Source organism: Dyella flava, assembly GCF_016904955.1.
Taxonomy (GTDB): Bacteria; Pseudomonadota; Gammaproteobacteria; order Xanthomonadales; family Rhodanobacteraceae; genus Dyella_B; species Dyella_B flava.
In genome coordinates this window covers 147,997-164,603 of record NZ_JADIKE010000030.1, presented here as the reverse complement: position 1 = coordinate 164,603, position 16,607 = coordinate 147,997, and the positions used below count along the sequence as shown (strand labels likewise).

Genomic DNA, 16,607 nt, shown 5'->3' with positions numbered 1-16,607 from the left:
ATAGCGTAACCGCAGTAGAGCGCACCTGGCGCCGTGGCTTGATGGGCCAGCCACGGCGCTGCTTCCTGGAAGCTCCGAGGTGCCATGCCGGATCGGTCCTTGACCCCTTCAGCGCCTGACCCGGTCGAGCTCTTCCCGGGATGACCGGATGGGCGCGTACCGTTTTCCGCTTTACGCCACCTATCCTTCCCGGCTGCATCGCATCGCGAAGGTGTGGGTGTTTATTGACTTCGTGGTGTAGATTCTTGAAGGCGCGTGGCTGGGTGTCGGCGGCTTCACCGCTCCTCACATTTTCGGAGCAGTCATCCCCATACTCCCTTGCCGTCGTTCCCGCACTCCCCTGCACCGTCATTCCCGCATTCCCTGCGCCGTCATTCCCGCGAAAGCGGGAATCCAGGTTGCTTTAAGAGCAAGGGCAACATGGATTCCCGCTTTCGCGGGAATGACGGCGGCGAGAGATTGATCTTTTTCTGCAATTCATGCCCATTCGTTTGAACTGCAAAAGCTCCGAGTGCCTCAGACTCTGACCTTTTCTCCAAGCTCACCGTTTGCTGCGCCCAGGTTTCTTCACATCCACCACCGTCTCCGCTCTCCACTCCGCCGTAGCGAGCCTTGAGATAAAGAAATCCGCCAACGCACTCACCTTCGCCGGCCGTGCACGCGTGGTGGGCGTTACGAAATGCAGGCCGCCTTCGGGCAGGTGCCAATCGGTCAGGACGGGCTCGAGCTGTTTGTCGCGGAAGTACTGCGTCGCGACAAATTCGGGAAGCTCGGTGATGGCGAGTCCGGCAAGGACCGTAGGCAGCAATCCCTCCACGCTGCTTGCGCGCAACGCTCCGCTCGGGGTGACCGTGCACTCCTCACCATTTTTGTGCGTGAAGCGCCAGACATCCCGCTTGTTCTTGTTGACGTAGGTCAGACACTGATGCGCAGCAAGATCGCGCGGGTGCTGGGGCCGGCCATGGCGCGACAGATACGCCGGTGATGCCACCACAAAGCGGCGCACGGGTGCGATGAGGCGGGCGACGAGTGACGAATCTTCCATGATGGCGATGCGCAGCGCCGCGTCGAAGCCTTCGCCAATCAGATCCACTTGCGCGTCCGCGAGATGAAGGTCGACGGAAATGTCTGGATAGGTGCGAAAGAATTCGGGCAATAGCGGCGCGACCCAGCGCGTGCCGAAGGAGATCGACGCTGCAAGCTTCACCAGTCCGCGCGGCCTGCTTGAAGTCTCGCGTGCGACATCCTCGGCTTCCTCGGCATCGGCATAGATTTTCGCTGCGCGCTCGGCGAGTGAGCGACCGTAGTCGGTGAGCGCGAGCCGTCGGGAGGTGCGGTTGAACAAGCGACCGCCCAGGCGTTCTTCAAGACGGGTCACCGCCCGGGAAACCGTCGCGACCGAGACCCCCATCGCGGCGGCGGCCCCAGCGAACGAACCCTCTTCCGCGACCTTCCCGAACATCGCGAGCCCTTCGAAATCCGGCAGCTTGGACATATCAATCCTGCAACGGTGGTTTTCAATCATTGCTATTTCGAAAACTAGCACGCGGCCTTAGATTTGTCCCGTGGCAGCAACACAACCCAGACATCAACTACCGAGGACATTCCCATGAACACCCAGACCTATGCAGAAACCGCGGTCGTTCCCTCGACCCTTCCCGATGCGCTCACCACGATCGTCCCCGCCGCGGGCCGCGTGCTGATCAGCACCCTCTTCCTCCTTGCCGGGCTTTCCAAGCTCGCCGCACCGGCGATGACGATTGCCTACATCCAGTCGGTCGGATTGCCGCTGCCATCGATCGCGTACGGCCTCGCCGCATTTACCGAGATCGTCGGCGGCATCACGCTGCTGTTCGGTTACCGCACCCGGACCGTCGCTGGTGTGATGTTCCTGTTTACGCTGGCAACCGCCGCGTTCTTCCACAACCACTTCGCCGACCAGAACCAGTTCATCCACTTCTTCAAGAACATCGCGATAGCGGGTGGCCTGCTGCACGTGATCGCGTTCGGCGGTGGCCGCGTAAGCATCGATGGCTACCGCTCCTGAGCTGTCGGCCGGAGCGGCGATGGCCGCTCCGGCCGCGACAGGCCGATGCCTTCAGGGCATTGCACCCCAAGGAGAAGTGTCATGAATCATCGTATCGATGAACTGCTGCATCGCAATCTGCAAGAGGTGTTCGGCGAGGGTGATGCAACGCGTCGCCGCGCGGCCATCAAGGAGCTCTACACCGAAGATTGCGTGGTTTACACGCCACCCGGCGCATTCGTCGGACACGATGCGCTCGATAAATTTGCCGGCAACCTGCGCGCCACGCACCCGCACTTCGTATACACGCCGCACGGCAAACCGCAGGTACTTCACAATGCCGGTCGGTTGACGTGGGGTTCTGGTCCGCGCGGTGAATCACCTGACTACACGGGCCTGGATGTGATCATCGTTCGCGATGGGAAGATCGCTGCGCTCTATGTCTTTCTCGACGGCAATCCCACGTGACAGAGTCAGAGGCTTTCGCTGAGCAAAAGAGGGCAGCGTACTTTTCCAAATTGGAAACTTACCCTAAGCATTTTTTTCGCGCAGCCTTCACAAATCACCACGCAGATACGGAAAAGCAATGGCGTGGTTCAATCAATGACTGCCACGCCACCGTCATGGAGCAACGATTCACCAAATATCCACGCGCCGACGGATGCTTACTTCAGATCGGAAGCGGACTTTTCTAGAAACGCCGTCTTCTGCGCAGCGCCCTGTCGCTCCCGGACTATTCGACCATACATATCTTGGCCAGTTACAGCGCTCGCTTCGCGCAGCAGAGCCTCCAGGGCGAGGTACTTGGCCCCGCCATCCATCCTCTTGCAGGCCATATACATGCAGATGGACCTGAGATTTGCAGTGAGATGGAGCATGGACTCCATGATTCGCGGATCACCGCCGGACTCAGCCATGGCCACCGAAGCAAGGCGAAACGCTTCCGCATAGCTCCCTGCATCGATGCATCGATTAATCTGCTCTACAACGCCCATTTTTCGGCCCCTTGCCGGCTAAGGCAAGTTAGTTCGCGACATAGCGCGACCCTATTGAAGGATCGCCGAATCACCGGATCAAACCCATCGGATGGTGATTGGGTGATGCCGTCAGCATGACGAAATGCTTCATTCATCTTGCACAACACGAAGCGACTTATGGCCTCGGTTGTTATACAGCGTAAGTGTTTCATTATTGTTTGATGGGAATGTTCATTTCCCGCACAGCGCAGGCAATGCGTACCAACTTATCAAGATCGATGTGTAGATAACGTTGCGCCAACCCAATCTTCACGCAGCGCACTTTGCCTCTTGAGACTTGCTGACGGCGCGCCTTATCTCACCACCAAGAAAGCGACACCTTGTTGTCACGCAAAGTGCCGGAAATGACGCACTGCCCTGCCTCAGCGCGCCTACATGGCCGCCCTCATACGTATACGTGAATCACCTACGTTGGGGTGTGCGTGTCGACGTGGTGATGCAGGAAGTGAGGGGCGGCGCGCAGGCCGTTGCGTTCGCCGGTGTGATGGGAGGTAAAGGCCGTGTGCGGCCGGCTGCCTTCCACCAACAGCATCGTAGGTTGGGTAAGCTCCGCGTAACCCAACGATGGTTGTCGCTTCGATGGAGTTCCGTTGGGTTACGCGGAGCTAACCCAACCTACGCGTCTTCGCACCGCGTGCGTAGCGGTTTGTTGTTGCGAAAAAACGGCACGTTGTTTCCCGCCAACGTGCCGGAAATGGCGCACTGTCCTTCCCTCAGCGAGCCAGCATGGCTGCCCTCATACGTACACGCGAATCCACCCTACGCTGGGGTGTGCGTGTCGACGTGGTGATGCAGGAAGTGAATGGCGGCACGCAGGCCGTTGCGTTCGCCGGTGTGATGGGAGGTAAAGGCCGTGTGCGGCCGGCTGCCTTCTACCAACAGCATCGTAGGTTGGGTTAGCGCAGCGTAACCCAACGATGGTTGTCGCTTCGATGGAGTTCCGTTGGGTTACGCGGAGCTAACCCAACCTACGCGTCTTCGCATCGCGTGCGTAGCGGTTTGTTGTTGCGAAAAAAACGGCACGTTGTTTCCTGCCAACGTGCCGGAAATGGCGCACTGTCCTACCTCAGCGCGCCAGCATGGCCGCCCTCATACGTACACGCTAATCCACCCTACGCTGGGGTGTGCGTGTCGACGCGGTGATGCAGGAAGTGAGGGGCGGCGCGCAGGCCGTTGCGGTTGCCAGTGCGATGGGATGTGAAGACGTTGTCCACTACCGACACGGCTAGCGCAATGTCAGCCTGCCTGGATGTGGGGATTTGCCGCATTTCCCGACCCAAACTCCGCGGTGGGAGCGTGCTGTCGAGGTTCAAGGTGGGTGCCGGGGTTGGATCGTTGCAATCCGGGGGCACGGCAGTGCCGTATGATGTTGGGAGATCATGAGCAACTCTCTTGTCAGTTGTTTGTGATTTAGCGGGTCGTGGGAGGTGCTAACTCCCACGATCCGCGTCTCTCCAAGCATTGCTGCCTGGGTCATCGGCGTTGGCTGTTCCGCGAACTGCGTTGATGACCCGACCACTTTATCGAGTGCGGTTGCAGGTGTCATGTAGGATTTTGATGACACTTGCTGTACGCGTAACGCCGTTGCCGCTCTCGACAGTCAATCACCGGTTCTCCCAACCGCCGCCTAGCGCGAGAAACACATTGGTCTGATCATCCGAGATCGCCACCTTCACTTGTGCCAGGGAAAGCTCGGCTGACGCCAAGGTGCGTTGCGCATCCACCAGTTCCAGCGATGTCGCCCGCCCACCGGCAAACAGACGCTCGGTTTCCTGCTCTGCTTGCGCTGCATCGTCGCGTGATGCCTGGGCACTCGCTTCGCGCTGCAGATCATGCGTGTACACGTTCAAGGATGATTCGGTGTCCTGCAACGCGCCCAGCACTACGCCATCGAAATTGGCCAACGCGCCCTTGGCGGTCGCCTGCGCTGCGCCGATCCTGGCGCGGGCGGCATTGCGATTGATCTGCCAATTGACGACCAGACCGAGACCCCAGAAATTGGTGGGCGCGCTGAAGCCATCCGCTGCCGAGCCGGCAGAGCCGGCTGAAGCGCCGATGGCGACGTCCGGATACAGCGCGGCAGTGGCGACACCGATGTTGGCGGTGGCGGCCGCCAGCTGACGCTCGGCCTCGCGGATGTCGGGGCGGCGCTTGAGCATCGCGGTGCCGTCACCGATGGGCAACGGCCTGGTCAGTCGCGGCGGTGCGGTGCACTGCTCAAGATCCGCCGCATAGTCCGCGGGCGGCTTGCCCATCAGGGTGGCCAGCCGATACAAGGCATTGCGCTGCGCAGCTTGCAGTGCCGGAACGCTTTCCCGGGTTTGATCCACCAGCTGGCGCGAGCGGGTTACATCGACATCCATGGCGCGGCCGCCCTGCATCAGCTGGCTCGTCAGCGCCAGGCTTTGCTGCTGCAAGGCCAGCGTATTTTTCGCGGCCTGCAGTTCCAGCCCGTAACCGCAAGCGTCGACATAGGCGCGCGTGGTTTCCGCCACGACATTGACCCTGACCAGATCGCGCGCTGCAAGCACGGCCTGGCTGTCGGCGGTGGACGCTTCGATGCCGCGACGAATGCCACCGAACAGATCGAGATCGTAACCAACGGTAAGGCCGGCCTGATAGTCGGTCGCGACCGGCGGCCGCACGGGTTGCAGGTATTGTTCGCCCGACTCCTGCGTGTATTCCAGCTGCCCATTGAACGACACGCTCGGTTGCTTCTCCGTACGCACGCTTTTGAGCTCGGCATAGCTGCGTTCCAGGTTGGCCTGGGCCACGCGCAGGTCGGTATTCGCCTTGAGTGCCTGGGCAATGTACGCATCAAGCTTGGGGTCGTCGTACATGTGCCACCACTGGGACGGCAACTGGTCCGAGGACAACGCGGCGTTGTTGCCCGATACGAAGCTGCCTTGGGCGGCAGGGGTATTGAACGCTGCCGATGACGGCACTTTGTAATCCGGCCCGACGGTGCAGGCGGTCAAGGCGGCCGTCATGAGCATGGGACCGATGAGTCGGCGGAAGACATTGATCTTGTTCATTAGATGGCTCCTTCCTGACGGCGGCTTTGTGGGACATCGATGGAAACCGTCGCCGTGCGGCCGGAAATCAGTCGGATGCCTTCGGGTGCGGGGTCGAGCTTGATGCGCACCGGAATGCGCTGCGCGAGCCGAACCCAGCTGAAAGTCGGATTGACGTTGGCGAGCGAGTTGGGACTGCTGTCGCGTTCGCGATCGGCGATACCCGCGTCGATGTCTTCCACGCGTCCGGTGAAGTTCTTTTTCACGCCCATCAGATGCACGGTCGCGCGATCGCCCACCTGAATCGCGGGAAGCTTGGTTTCTTCGAAATAACCGTCGACGTAGATCGAGTCGGTATTGAGCAAGGCCATCGCCTGATGGCCGACGCTGGCGTAGTCGCCTTCTTGCAGCTCCAGGTTGGTGACAACGCCGTTGACGGTGGCCTTGACGGTGGTCCGTTGCAGATTCAACTCGGCAAGATCGCGCTGCGACTTCGCCGCATTGAGCTGTGCCCGCAACTGATCGGCCTTGGACCGATCCTGTTCGGTTTGTTCGACCGTCACCAGCGTGCCCAGGGATTCATCGCGGCGGGCATCACGTTCGGCCTGGCCGAGATTGGCCTGCACCAGGGCGACTTCTGCTTTCGCCTGGTCCAGCGCCAGCTCATAGCGTGGCCGATCGATGACAAACAGCACATCGCCGACGTGAACAACCTGACCGTCTTTCACCATAAGATGGGTCACCAGGCCATCCACATCGGAGCTGACCAGCACCACATCGGCACGCACGCGGCCGTCACGGGTCCACGGTTCGACGTTGTAGTGAATCCACAACCAGCGGCCGGCCATGGCAGCGGCCGCCACCGTCACGATGGTCACCGCCACCGCACCTATTTTTTTCATGATCGCAAACATAAAGAATGGCCTCTCTTAAGGTGTGATGGACGAGGTGATGATCGCGACGCTCCACATCGCCAGTGCGTACAAGGCAACATCAAACAAACCCGAGTGCCATACGAAGCGGTAGAACTCCACCCGGCGCAGCACCTTCTTGAGGATGGCCGTGACGATGAATGCGCCGACTGCGATCATCAGCAGGCATGGGAGGAAGACGCCTCCGATATTGATTTCACCTTTCATACGATTAATGCTCCGGCAGGATGTAATTCGACTTCCGAACCCAGATCGAGCCTGAGTCCGACCAATGCGGTAATACCCTTGAGCGCGCTGTTATCCGTCGCGCGGGACGAAAGCTGGGCCAATCCATCGTCGATGGATGTCACGAGTTTTTCGTGGTGATCCGAGCTGGCACCGGCGGCTTTCGCGTCATACACGTCCGCTACCGCGTCCAGCACGTTGTTCAGCGCGCGGCGCTCGCTTTCGTCGGACGTGTTGCTCAGCGTGATCAACGCGGCAACGTCGAGGCCTACCCGCAGATCCTTCAGTCCGTCCATGCTGGCCGACACGCGGCGATCCACAGCCTGATGGGTCGACACACGCGCGGTAACCATTCCATGGCGATCGAACATCTGCATGGTCCAGGTGCGCAGGTCCGGTAGCTGACGGCGCCGGGCCAGCGCGCCGACTTCCTTCCATCCTTTGCGCGAGATCCGCAGCGCGTGCCGGATCGGATCGATGGTTCTGAAGACCACGTTCACCACGACCGCCATCAACAGCCCGGCGATCTCCGCCGAGTTGACGTTCAAGAAACTGGCAAAGTCGGAGGTGTAAGACTGCTGCAGCGCCAGCGATCCGGAGAAAGTGATGGCCAGGACCAGCGCAGCGCCTTCGAGCTTGGGAATGGTCTGCATGTAGCTAAACAGCAGGAGCATGGGTGCGAGTACCAGCGCCAGGCTGACAAACCCATCGATGCGGGGCAGCACGGCAAACTCGAACACCGCGCCGATGGGCAAGGCGACGACGATGCCGAAGATCGCCGAACGAATCAGTTTGGCCGGGTTATCCATCGAGGCGAACAACGAACATCCAATGGCCGCAAACTGCACCGCCACGCCACCTTCCGGCCAGGCTGCACCGATCCAGACGGCGCAAGCGATGAGGATCGCAGCCGCCACGGCAAGGCCGGACTGGAGGGCAAGTCCGCGATCAACGTGGAAGGGATGCCCTGCGGACGCTTTGATGTCACGTTCCAGTTGCGCATCGAAGCTGATGCGCTTGCCGTTGATGGCATAAGCCAGAAGCCGGCAATCGCGCAGTGCGTTCAACAGCTCAACCAGGTTGACGAGGGTGGCTTGTTCGACCTGACCTGCCCACCCCGCGCCGGCGAACGCAAGCTGGCTCGTGGCGATCGGTCCCGGCAGATCCGCCGCAGAACGCGCCGCGCCCATCCTGCGGGCGATGTCCGCAGCGCGCTCCATGTGCGCTTGCACGGATGCGTTGATGCCATCCGCGGCGGTGAGTTCGGCCAGTCCCGCCTGCACGTTCGAGAACAACGGCAGCAGCAGCGCCAGGCGATTCTGCAAGGTGCGAACCAGCTGGGTTGAGCGACGCACATTCGATGTTTCGTAGGGAATGTACGTATAGGCGGTGTGGAGGTTGGTCATGAGCTGCGTCAAACGCTGCGCGGCCGCGGCGTTATCCGCCTTGTTCGGTTCACGGATGGCAGCGTCAATCCAGGCGGTGATCGCGGTGATCGCCGTGTCCAGCCGATCGTTGAGCTCATCGGCGGTATTGCGCGGAAAGAACAGCGAATGGATCAGCGCGGCGCATACGATGCCTAGCGAGATTTCCTCCACACGCGACACGGCGGTGTCGAACACCGTGACCGGGTTGTAGACCACCGAAAAGGCAATGATCGCGACGGTGTATCCCGCCAACGTCGGTACGTAGTTGCGCGGGGTTCGATCCAGCACCGCCACGCATACGCAAAGGCCTACCCACACCGCCATCGCGGCACACAGCAATTCAGGTGACTGGACCAGCGGCGGGACCAGGAACACCGCCACGCTCGCGCCCACCAGCGTGCCGACCAGGCGGAACACCGCCTTGGATCGAACCGCGCCGGCGAGTGGCTTGGCGACGATGAAGACGGAGAACATGGCCCAATAGGGCCGCTCCAGGTTGCGCGCAAACGCGATGTAAAGCGCGAGGAAGATGGCTGCGACGTTGCCGGTGGCGAACGTGAGCTTGTTGAAGCATGCGCTTCGGCGTGGGGAGAGTAAGTGGCTCATGCGAGCAACGATAGGCGCCGGCGCCGTGGTGCTCTATTGCACGAAGGTATCGGCGATACCTTGGTATTGGTGGGATCTGAGGCATTCCCACATTTTCCGGACCGTCATTCCCGCGAAAGCGGGGATCCATCTTGCGTGAAGGCCAAGAGCAAAATGGGTTGACCAGCTTCGCTGTTGTAGAGCGCTTCCGCTTTCGCGGGAATGACGGCCACTTAAGATTGAGGTTTTTGCGCGGACGCGAGCTCGTTCCTGCTCAGGAACCGATACCCAGCCGCGCGGCGATGGTCACCAGCTCGGCCAGCGAGCGGACGCCCATCTTGCGCATCACCTGGCCGCGATGCGCCTTGACCGTGATCTCGCTGATGCCCAGCTCGCCACCCACCTGCTTGTTGAGCAGGCCGGACACCACCAGCGCCATCACTTCACGCTCGCGTTGGCTGAGCGAGGCATAGCGCGTCTGGATGGCGCGCAGTTCGCTCCCTTCGGACAGCGTCGCGCGGCTGCGCTCGATGGCGTGGCGGATCGCCTCCAGCAGCACTTCATCATCGAAGGGCTTGGTCAGAAACTCGACGGCGCCGGCCTTCATTGCGCGCACCGACATCGGGATGTCGCCATGGCCGGTGATGAAGATGATCGGCATGTCCCGGCGTTCACCGGCGACCAGGCCTTGCAGATCGAGCCCGCTGATATCGGGCAGACCGACGTCCAGCACCAGGCAGTTCGGTGTGTCCACCGGCGGGCGCGCCAGGAATTCGTGCGCAGAAGCAAAGGTTTCGACCGCGAACCCGGCAAAACCGATCATCGCTTCCAGCGATTCGCGCACCGAGATGTCGTCATCGACGACGAAGACCATCGGCATGGCATGTTCCGGGGTTGCTCCGGTTTGCGATCCGGCTCCGCGTGCTGGCGTCATGGGCCACTCCCGTTCGCGCTGGTGACGAGATTACCTCAATCAAGGCGCAGCGCAGCCTCCAGCGCCCCCAGCAGCGCGGTGTCGCTGAACGGCTTGAGCAGGCAGTCGACGGCCCCCTGCTCGATCAGGCGTGGCAGGACGGCCGGGTCGGCATGTCCCGTGATGAACACGATCGGCGGCGCCTGCTTACGTTGCAGCAGTTCCTGCTGCAGCTCCGGCCCCGTCATGCCCGGCATGGCGATATCGAGGATCAGGCAGTGCACCTGTTCCACAGCACCCGAACTCAGGAACTCTTCTGCGGATGCAAACGTTCGGGCCGAGAAGCCGAGCTCATGCAGCAGATCGGGCAGTGATTCGCGCACCGACTCGTCGTCGTCGACCACGGCAATCAGCGAGCGCGCGGTCATCGGGGTTCTCCGGTGCTTGCCGCCGTACCGCTCGCGCGGCAGGGAATGGAAAACGAAAACGTGGCGCCAGGACCGTCATTCGCGGTGGCCCACATGCGGCCGCCATGGCTTTCGATGATGGAGCGACTTACAGACAGGCCGATGCCCATACCTTCTCTCTTGGTGGTGAAAAACGCTTCAAATAATTTGGTCGCCTGCTGTGGATCGAAGCCCGATCCGGTATCGGTGACGGCAACCCGTACGCTGTCGCCGGCATCCCCGGCTTCGCGCGCGGTCTTGACCAGCAGCTGGCGCGGACGGCCCTCCACGTCATTCATGGCGTCGATGGCATTGGTCAACAGGTTGAGCACCACCTGCTGCAGCTGGACCTTGTCGCCATTGACCGGCGGCAGATCTTCGGCCCGCTCCTGCTGCAGCACGATGCGTTTGCGGCGCATCGCACTGCGCAGCAGGTCGACCACTTCCCAGGTGGCTTCGTTGAGGTCCACCGGTTCGTTGCGCACCTCCTTTTTACTGAACAGCGCACGCAGGCGCGTCACCACCTCGGAAGCGCGGCGGCCGTCACGCAGAGTGCGCTGCAAGGTCTGCAACGCGCCTTCCACATTGGGCGGCTCCGCGCCGAGCATCCGGACACCGGTGCTGGCGTTGGTCATGATGCCGGCCAGCGGCTGGTTGATCTCGTGCGCGATGGAGGCGGTCAAGGCGCCCAGGCTGTGGACCCGCGTGACGTGCGCCAGCTCGGTCCGCAGCTGACTGAGCGTTTCTTCGGAGCGGTGATGTTCGGTGACATCGCGCACCGCGCCGATGTACTCCAGGCGGCCCAGCGCATCGCGCGTGGAGTGCGCCTGCACGGACAGATATTTGACCGAGCCGTCCGGCATGAGCAGGCGATGGTCGTACTCCAGGTCCAGGCCGAGCTGCGCGCGCTCCAGCAAGTCCTGCAGTACATGTGCATCGCCGGGGTGGTAGCGTGCAGCGACCACTTCCTGCGTGACTGGCGTACCCGGCTCGACGCCGAAGATGCGGTAGGTTTGCGCCGACCACAACATCTCCTTGCTTTGCGGCCGCCAGGAGAAGCTGCCGCTCGAGCTGAGCTGTTGCGACTTCGCCATCAGCGCCTCGCGCCGCCGCAGTTCTTCTTCGGCCAGCCTGCGCGCGGTGATGTCGCGCGTCACGCCGAGCTGCGCGGTGATCCCGTCCATGCTTTCCATGGGCGCGGAATAGCTTTCCATATGCCGGCGCTCGCCGTGCGCGGTGATGATGTCGAATTCCAGGGTCCGCTTTTCGCCGGCACACACCCTTTGGTGGAAGTCGATATAGCGCTGCCGATGTTCGGGCACGACGAAATCGAAGAAGCATTTGCCGATCAGCACGTCCACCGACGGCACGCCCGCGATGGAGGCGCCGGCCGAATTGACTTGCAGCAAGGTGCCGTCGCCGGCGACCAGGGTTACGCATTCGGGCGTTGTCTCGACGATCGCGCGCAAGCCTTCCATGCTGCGCCTGACTGCCATGTCACTTTGCGCGCGCTCGATCGCGATGCTGGCGATGTGCGAGAGCTGACCGATCAGATCGCGCTGGAAAGCCGTCGGCGTGCCCGGCTCGGTCCGATAGACAGCCAGTACACCAAGGGCTTCGCGGTTGCGGGAGTGGATCGGCATCAACCAGCATGCACGCAGTCCTTGCGCCAGGCTCATGTCGCGAAAGTGCTGAGACCAGCGCGAATCGGCCGCCACGTCTTCGATGATGAGCGGCGCTCCGGAGAATGCCGCCACCGCGCTGGGCGCGGTCTGCGTATTGACGGGCGCACCATGCATGGCGTCGATATAGGCCGATGTGCGACTGGACGTACCGCCGCGCTGAAAGATCTTCCTGAGCGGGTCGATCAACAGGATGCCGCTGTGACAGCCGTTGTCGATCTCCTCGCTCAGTTGGCACAAGGCATCGAGCACAGCGTGCAGCGGTGCGGCCCGCGCGACCATTTCCAGCAGGCGATTTTCACCCGCCAGCAAGGCCTTGGCGCGCTTGCGCTCATCGATATCGGTGCAATGGAAATACCAAAGTACGATGCGGCCCTCTTCATCGCGCAGCGGGGCGCCGCGCGCGTGGAACCAACGGTAAACACCGTCTGCGCGACGATGACGCCAGTCGCCCTCGTAGGGTTCGCCGCCGGCCAAGGTGGCCTGGAAGTCGGCGAGCGTCGCCTGCCGGTCGTCGGGATGGATGCGGCTCGTCCACTCGGCGGCCTCCGCCAGGCTTGCACCGGCATATTCGAGCGCCTGGCGGTTGGCGTGCAGGACCTCGCCGTTGGGTTTGAACAGCACCATGATGGCCGGGAGGTTGTCGATCATCAGCCGGAACGACTGTTCGTGCACGCGTTCCGCCGCCTGGCCGCGCTTACGCTCTTCGATATCCGTACCGAGGATGTGCCACTCCAGGATCTTGCCGGCCGCGTCGCGCACCGGGTTGGCCCGCAGCAGGAACCAGCGGTACACACCGTCCTTGCGCCACATCCGCGCCTGGGCTTCAGCGGCCTTGCCTGAGTCCAGACCGCCTTGCCAGGCGGCGAGCAGCGCGGCGCGGTCATCCGGGTGCACGACCTGCAGCCAGCCATCACCCGAGGTTTGCTCGGCGGAAAGCCCGGCATAGTCGCGCCAGCATTGATCGAACGATTTGGGGCGGCCATCGGGACACGCGGTCCACATCAGGACCGGGAGCGCATCGACGGTACGATCGAGCTCGATTCCCATGGCGGCATTTCCTGGACGGCGCTTCATGACGCAGAGGATGCGCCGCCTGTGGGCCGGGCACCATTGTACGTTGGTGTTGGTTACGCATGCTGCACCACGGCACATGCTGGACAAGGCGAAATCCCGAAGTTTCCCGCGTTTTCGCCCGTCGTCCCGGCGAAGGCCGGACGGAGTGCGTAGCGCGGAGAACGTCCGAAGGACGGTCCCGAAGGGGTGAGCAAAGCGAATCACCTAGCGTCTTTGCTACATCCAAGTCACTAGGTCCCGGCCTTCGCCGGGACGACGGTGAGGCGGTTTGAAAAGTCGCGCGTGACTTGGATGGCTCCTGAATTTCGTCGGAGTCGTCGAGCAAAAGCGCGAGGGAATCCTGGGGTTGCATCGCCCTGGATTACGAAGCGATAACGCCAGCTGGTCACTAATACCAAGGTATCGCCAATACCTTGGTGCAATGGATTCCCCGGGGCTCGCGGCCTAATTTTGCGCCGTGTTCTTCCTTCCCCCAGATCAGGAGTCTTCCATGACCAGCAAGCAAAACACCGTCGGCGCCACCCAGCGCATGAAGATCGGCGACTTCCTTCTCCGCCGTCTTGAAGAGGCCGGCATTCGCCATCTGTTCGGCGTTCCCGGCGACTACAACCTCACTGTGCTGCAGCAGCTCTCCGACACCGGCACGCTCGAATGGGTCGGCACCACCGGCGAGCTGACGGCTTCCTACGCGGCGGACGGCTATGCCCGCCTGAACGGCCTGGGCGCGTTGATGGTCACCAATGGCGTGGGCGCACTGAGCGCGATCAACGGCATCGGCGGCTCGTATGCCGAGCACGTTCCGGTGATCTGCATCAGCGGCTCGATCCCGCTCCGCTCGGTCGAACGCGGCCTGGGCATGCACCACACCATGGCCGACGGCAATTTTGATCATTTCATGGATGCCTACTCGCATGTGACGGCAGCGCAAGCCCGCATCACCCCGCGCAACGCGGCCACCGAGATCGACCGCCTGATCCTCACCGCCTGGCGCGACAAGCTGCCGGTGTACATGGAATTTCCGTCCGACATTGCGTTTCTGGAGATCGAGGTGCCCACCGCGCCGCTCGTGCTCGCCGATGTACCGAGCGATCCGGAGCGGCTGGGTTCGTGCATCGCTGCGATCACGCAGCGGCTGACCGCCGCGAAGTCGCCGGCGATCCTGGTGGATGCCGATGCCGACCGGTTCGGCGTCGCACCGATGCTGATGGAACTGGCCGAGAAGATGCAGGCCCCGATGGCGGTGGTCAACGCAGCGAAGGGTGTGATCAACGAGTCGTTCGCGCAGTACGTCGGCATCTACGGCGGCAAGGCCAGCGAGCCGGGCGTGCGCGAGACGATTGAGAACAGCGATAGCCTGCTTGCCATCGGCTACCGTCCGATCGAAGTGACCACCGGTGATTTCACCGCCGTGCTGCCGGCGAACACGATCCATGCGCGCGGACACTCGATCGACGTCGGCGAGGACAACTATCAGGCGGTGACGCTGAAGGAAGTGCTGCGCGGTGTCATCGACGCCGTCCCGCAGGCCACCAAACTTGCGCCACGTCCGGCTGCCGCAGCGGCCATGATGGGCACACCCGCCGATGGTTCGGCCAAGCTGACCCAGGCGACTTACTGGCAGGCCATCCAGGACTATCTGCGTCCCGGTGATGTGCTGTATGTCGACAATGGCACCTCGTTCTCTCTGCTTGGCCTGAAGCTGCCTCCGGGCTGCACCTTTATCGGCTCGATCAACTGGGGATCGATCGGCTATTCGGTCGGCGCCCTGCTCGGTGCGCTCACCGCGGCACCGGATCGTCGCCATTTGCTGTTGATCGGCGACGGCTCGTTCCAGGTTACCGCACAGGAGCTGTCGACCATTCTGCGCCACGACCACAAGCCGGTGATCTCGCTGATCAACAACGGCGGCTACACCATCGAGCGCGGTTACATCGGCAAGACCGAACCCTACAACGACGTCGCCAACTGGTCGTATGCCGCGCTGCCGAAAGTGCTGCGTCCCGACACCACGGCGCGCTCGTTCCTGGTCCGCACCGGCGAGGATCTGCAAAACGCGCTTAGCGCACCGAACGATACGCTGATCTTCATCGAATCGATCATGGATTCCTGTGATGCGCCCGCACCGATCCTGCGCAGCAGCAACCTGGGCGCCGAACTCGACTACGGTCCGACCGGTCCGCAGCATCGCGAAGGCCTGCAGTTGCGGCCGGCCAAGGTGGAGGTAAAGGCATGAACGCGACCAAGCGCATTCGCCGCGTTGCCGTCATCGGCACCGGCGTGATCGGCGCGAGCTGGACCGCGCTGTTCCTGGCCAAAGGACTGCAGGTGGTCGCCACCGACATCGCGCCGAACGCGGAAGCCTCGCTGAGGGCGTTTGTGGCAAATGCCTGGCCCGCATTGCAGCGATTGGGTCTGTCGCCCGGCGCGTCGCTGTCGAACCTGACGTTCACCCGCGAGCTTGAGCAAGCACTGGTTGGCGTTGACCTGGTGCAGGAAAACGGGCCCGAGCGGATCGACTTCAAGCGCAAGCTGTATGCGCAGCTCGATGAAATCCTGCCGCCCGAGGTGATCATTGCGTCGAGCTCGTCGGGTTTGACCATGAGCGAGATCCAGGTGGGCGCCGCGTCGCATCCGGAGCGTTGCGTGATCGCGCATCCCTTCAATCCGCCGCACCTGGTTCCGCTGGTCGAGATCGTCGGCGGGGCGCAGACCTCGGGAGAGACGGTCCAGCGCGCCGAGGCTTTCTATACATCGATCGGCAAGAAGACCATCCGCCTCAACAAGGAAGTGCCTGGGCATGTCGCCAACCGTCTGCAGGCAGCCATCGGCCGCGAGGTGTATCACCTCGTCGCCGAAGGCGTGGTGAGCGCTGCCGACGTCGACACCGCCCTGTGCTGGGGCCCGGGTCTGCGCTGGGGCATCATGGGCAACATGATGCTCAACCACCTCGCCGGTGGCGCGGGCGGCATCGAGCACTTCTTCCAGCAATTCACCGGTCCGATGACGGCGTGGTGGAAGGTTCTGGGCAACCCGGAGCTCACGACGGAGGTGCAAAAGAAGCTGATCGACAGCGTTCGCGCGGAAGTCGGATCACGCAGCATCGAGGAGCTGGAGGCAGAGCGCGACGCGATTCTGCTCGGGCTGCTTGAACTACGTGCCAGGCAGCCGGAATCGGTGGCCGGCTATGGCGAAACACCGGCGAACTGTTCTTGAGTAGCCGCTTCCATGGCGACACCGCTTGAG

Annotated in this window: 14 protein-coding genes; 5 read left to right on the top strand and 9 right to left on the bottom strand. The window is 62.2% G+C overall.

Annotated features, from left to right (window positions below):
• Nucleotides 1–541: 541 nt before the first annotated feature.
• A complete protein-coding gene (locus ISP19_RS06545) occupies nucleotides 542–1,495 on the bottom strand; it encodes a LysR family transcriptional regulator (RefSeq protein ID WP_204680550.1) in 954 nt (317 codons plus the stop codon).
• 114 nt (nucleotides 1,496–1,609) lie between these two features.
• Here ISP19_RS06545 and ISP19_RS06540 point away from each other — a divergent pair, with 114 nt between their 5' ends.
• Entirely contained in the window at nucleotides 1,610–2,047 is a 438-nt protein-coding gene (locus ISP19_RS06540) for a DoxX family protein (RefSeq protein ID WP_204680549.1), read from the top strand.
• A gap of 81 nt (nucleotides 2,048–2,128) precedes the next feature.
• Nucleotides 2,129–2,494 carry a nuclear transport factor 2 family protein gene (locus ISP19_RS06535; RefSeq protein WP_204680548.1) on the top strand — a complete coding sequence of 122 codons (366 nt, stop codon included), beginning with the start codon at nucleotides 2,129–2,131 and terminating at the stop codon, nucleotides 2,492–2,494.
• A gap of 197 nt (nucleotides 2,495–2,691) precedes the next feature.
• Here ISP19_RS06535 and ISP19_RS06530 read toward each other — a convergent pair whose 3' ends face one another.
• Nucleotides 2,692–3,021, bottom strand: coding sequence for a hypothetical protein (locus ISP19_RS06530; protein WP_204680547.1), 330 nt, complete (start codon nucleotides 3,019–3,021; stop codon nucleotides 2,692–2,694).
• Nucleotides 3,022–3,789: 768 nt separating this feature from the next.
• Here ISP19_RS06530 and ISP19_RS06525 point away from each other — a divergent pair.
• Nucleotides 3,790–3,963 (top strand): hypothetical protein, encoded by a 174-nt coding sequence (locus tag ISP19_RS06525; protein ID WP_204680546.1) that lies wholly within the window; start codon nucleotides 3,790–3,792, stop codon nucleotides 3,961–3,963.
• A 704-nt stretch (nucleotides 3,964–4,667) separates the two neighbouring features.
• Here ISP19_RS06525 and ISP19_RS06520 read toward each other — a convergent pair.
• The 7 genes from ISP19_RS06520 to ISP19_RS06490 form a co-directional block, all read right to left on the bottom strand.
• Nucleotides 4,668–6,098, bottom strand: a complete 1,431-nt coding sequence (locus ISP19_RS06520) for an efflux transporter outer membrane subunit (RefSeq protein WP_204680545.1) — start codon at nucleotides 6,096–6,098, stop codon at nucleotides 4,668–4,670.
• Nucleotides 6,098–6,979, bottom strand: coding sequence for an efflux RND transporter periplasmic adaptor subunit (locus tag ISP19_RS06515; RefSeq protein ID WP_204680544.1), 882 nt, complete (start codon nucleotides 6,977–6,979; stop codon nucleotides 6,098–6,100). The genes ISP19_RS06520 and ISP19_RS06515 overlap by 1 nt, the downstream gene beginning before the upstream one ends.
• A gap of 27 nt (nucleotides 6,980–7,006) precedes the next feature.
• Nucleotides 7,007–7,216 (bottom strand): DUF1656 domain-containing protein, encoded by a 210-nt coding sequence (locus ISP19_RS06510; protein WP_204680543.1) that lies wholly within the window; start codon nucleotides 7,214–7,216, stop codon nucleotides 7,007–7,009.
• Complete coding sequence (locus tag ISP19_RS06505) at nucleotides 7,213–9,267, bottom strand: FUSC family protein (RefSeq protein ID WP_204680542.1); 2,055 nt, start codon at nucleotides 9,265–9,267, stop codon at nucleotides 7,213–7,215. Before ISP19_RS06505 ends, ISP19_RS06510 begins: the two co-directional genes overlap by 4 nt.
• A gap of 253 nt (nucleotides 9,268–9,520) precedes the next feature.
• A complete protein-coding gene (locus ISP19_RS06500; protein ID WP_204680541.1) occupies nucleotides 9,521–10,180 on the bottom strand; it encodes a response regulator transcription factor in 660 nt (219 codons plus the stop codon).
• Nucleotides 10,181–10,215: 35 nt separating this feature from the next.
• On the bottom strand, nucleotides 10,216–10,587 hold the full coding sequence (locus ISP19_RS06495; RefSeq protein WP_204680540.1) for a response regulator transcription factor: 372 nt from the start codon (nucleotides 10,585–10,587) through the stop codon (nucleotides 10,216–10,218).
• Nucleotides 10,584–13,337: a PAS domain S-box protein gene (locus ISP19_RS06490; protein ID WP_204680539.1), complete on the bottom strand. Its 2,754-nt coding sequence runs from the start codon at nucleotides 13,335–13,337 to the stop codon at nucleotides 10,584–10,586. The genes ISP19_RS06495 and ISP19_RS06490 overlap by 4 nt, the downstream gene beginning before the upstream one ends.
• A gap of 517 nt (nucleotides 13,338–13,854) precedes the next feature.
• Here ISP19_RS06490 and ISP19_RS06485 point away from each other — a divergent pair.
• Entirely contained in the window at nucleotides 13,855–15,597 is a 1,743-nt protein-coding gene (locus tag ISP19_RS06485) for an alpha-keto acid decarboxylase family protein (RefSeq protein WP_204680538.1), read from the top strand.
• The gene (locus ISP19_RS06480; protein ID WP_204680537.1) at nucleotides 15,594–16,577 is read left to right on the top strand and encodes a 3-hydroxyacyl-CoA dehydrogenase NAD-binding domain-containing protein; all 984 of its coding nucleotides are present in this window, start codon (nucleotides 15,594–15,596) and stop codon (nucleotides 16,575–16,577) included. Before ISP19_RS06485 ends, ISP19_RS06480 begins: the two co-directional genes overlap by 4 nt.
• Nucleotides 16,578–16,607: the final 30 nt, after the last annotated feature.

What these genes read in the sequence shown, in the direction of transcription:
- ISP19_RS06515 (WP_204680544.1), bottom strand. Translation starts at nt 6,979, where the DNA reads ATGAAAAAAATAGGTGCGGTGGCGGTGACCATCGTGACGGTGGCGGCC.
- ISP19_RS06530 (WP_204680547.1), bottom strand. Translation starts at nt 3,021, where the DNA reads ATGGGCGTTGTAGAGCAGATTAATCGATGCATCGATGCAGGGAGCTAT.
- ISP19_RS06540 (WP_204680549.1), top strand. Translation starts at nt 1,610, where the DNA reads ATGAACACCCAGACCTATGCAGAAACCGCGGTCGTTCCCTCGACCCTT.
- ISP19_RS06495 (WP_204680540.1), bottom strand. Translation starts at nt 10,587, where the DNA reads ATGACCGCGCGCTCGCTGATTGCCGTGGTCGACGACGACGAGTCGGTG.
- ISP19_RS06485 (WP_204680538.1), top strand. Translation starts at nt 13,855, where the DNA reads ATGACCAGCAAGCAAAACACCGTCGGCGCCACCCAGCGCATGAAGATC.
- ISP19_RS06525 (WP_204680546.1), top strand. Translation starts at nt 3,790, where the DNA reads ATGGCTGCCCTCATACGTACACGCGAATCCACCCTACGCTGGGGTGTG.
- ISP19_RS06535 (WP_204680548.1), top strand. Translation starts at nt 2,129, where the DNA reads ATGAATCATCGTATCGATGAACTGCTGCATCGCAATCTGCAAGAGGTG.
- ISP19_RS06480 (WP_204680537.1), top strand. Translation starts at nt 15,594, where the DNA reads ATGAACGCGACCAAGCGCATTCGCCGCGTTGCCGTCATCGGCACCGGC.
- ISP19_RS06505 (WP_204680542.1), bottom strand. Translation starts at nt 9,267, where the DNA reads ATGAGCCACTTACTCTCCCCACGCCGAAGCGCATGCTTCAACAAGCTC.
- ISP19_RS06545 (WP_204680550.1), bottom strand. Translation starts at nt 1,495, where the DNA reads ATGTCCAAGCTGCCGGATTTCGAAGGGCTCGCGATGTTCGGGAAGGTC.
- ISP19_RS06490 (WP_204680539.1), bottom strand. Translation starts at nt 13,337, where the DNA reads ATGGGAATCGAGCTCGATCGTACCGTCGATGCGCTCCCGGTCCTGATG.
- ISP19_RS06520 (WP_204680545.1), bottom strand. Translation starts at nt 6,098, where the DNA reads ATGAACAAGATCAATGTCTTCCGCCGACTCATCGGTCCCATGCTCATG.
- ISP19_RS06500 (WP_204680541.1), bottom strand. Translation starts at nt 10,180, where the DNA reads ATGACGCCAGCACGCGGAGCCGGATCGCAAACCGGAGCAACCCCGGAA.
- ISP19_RS06510 (WP_204680543.1), bottom strand. Translation starts at nt 7,216, where the DNA reads ATGAAAGGTGAAATCAATATCGGAGGCGTCTTCCTCCCATGCCTGCTG.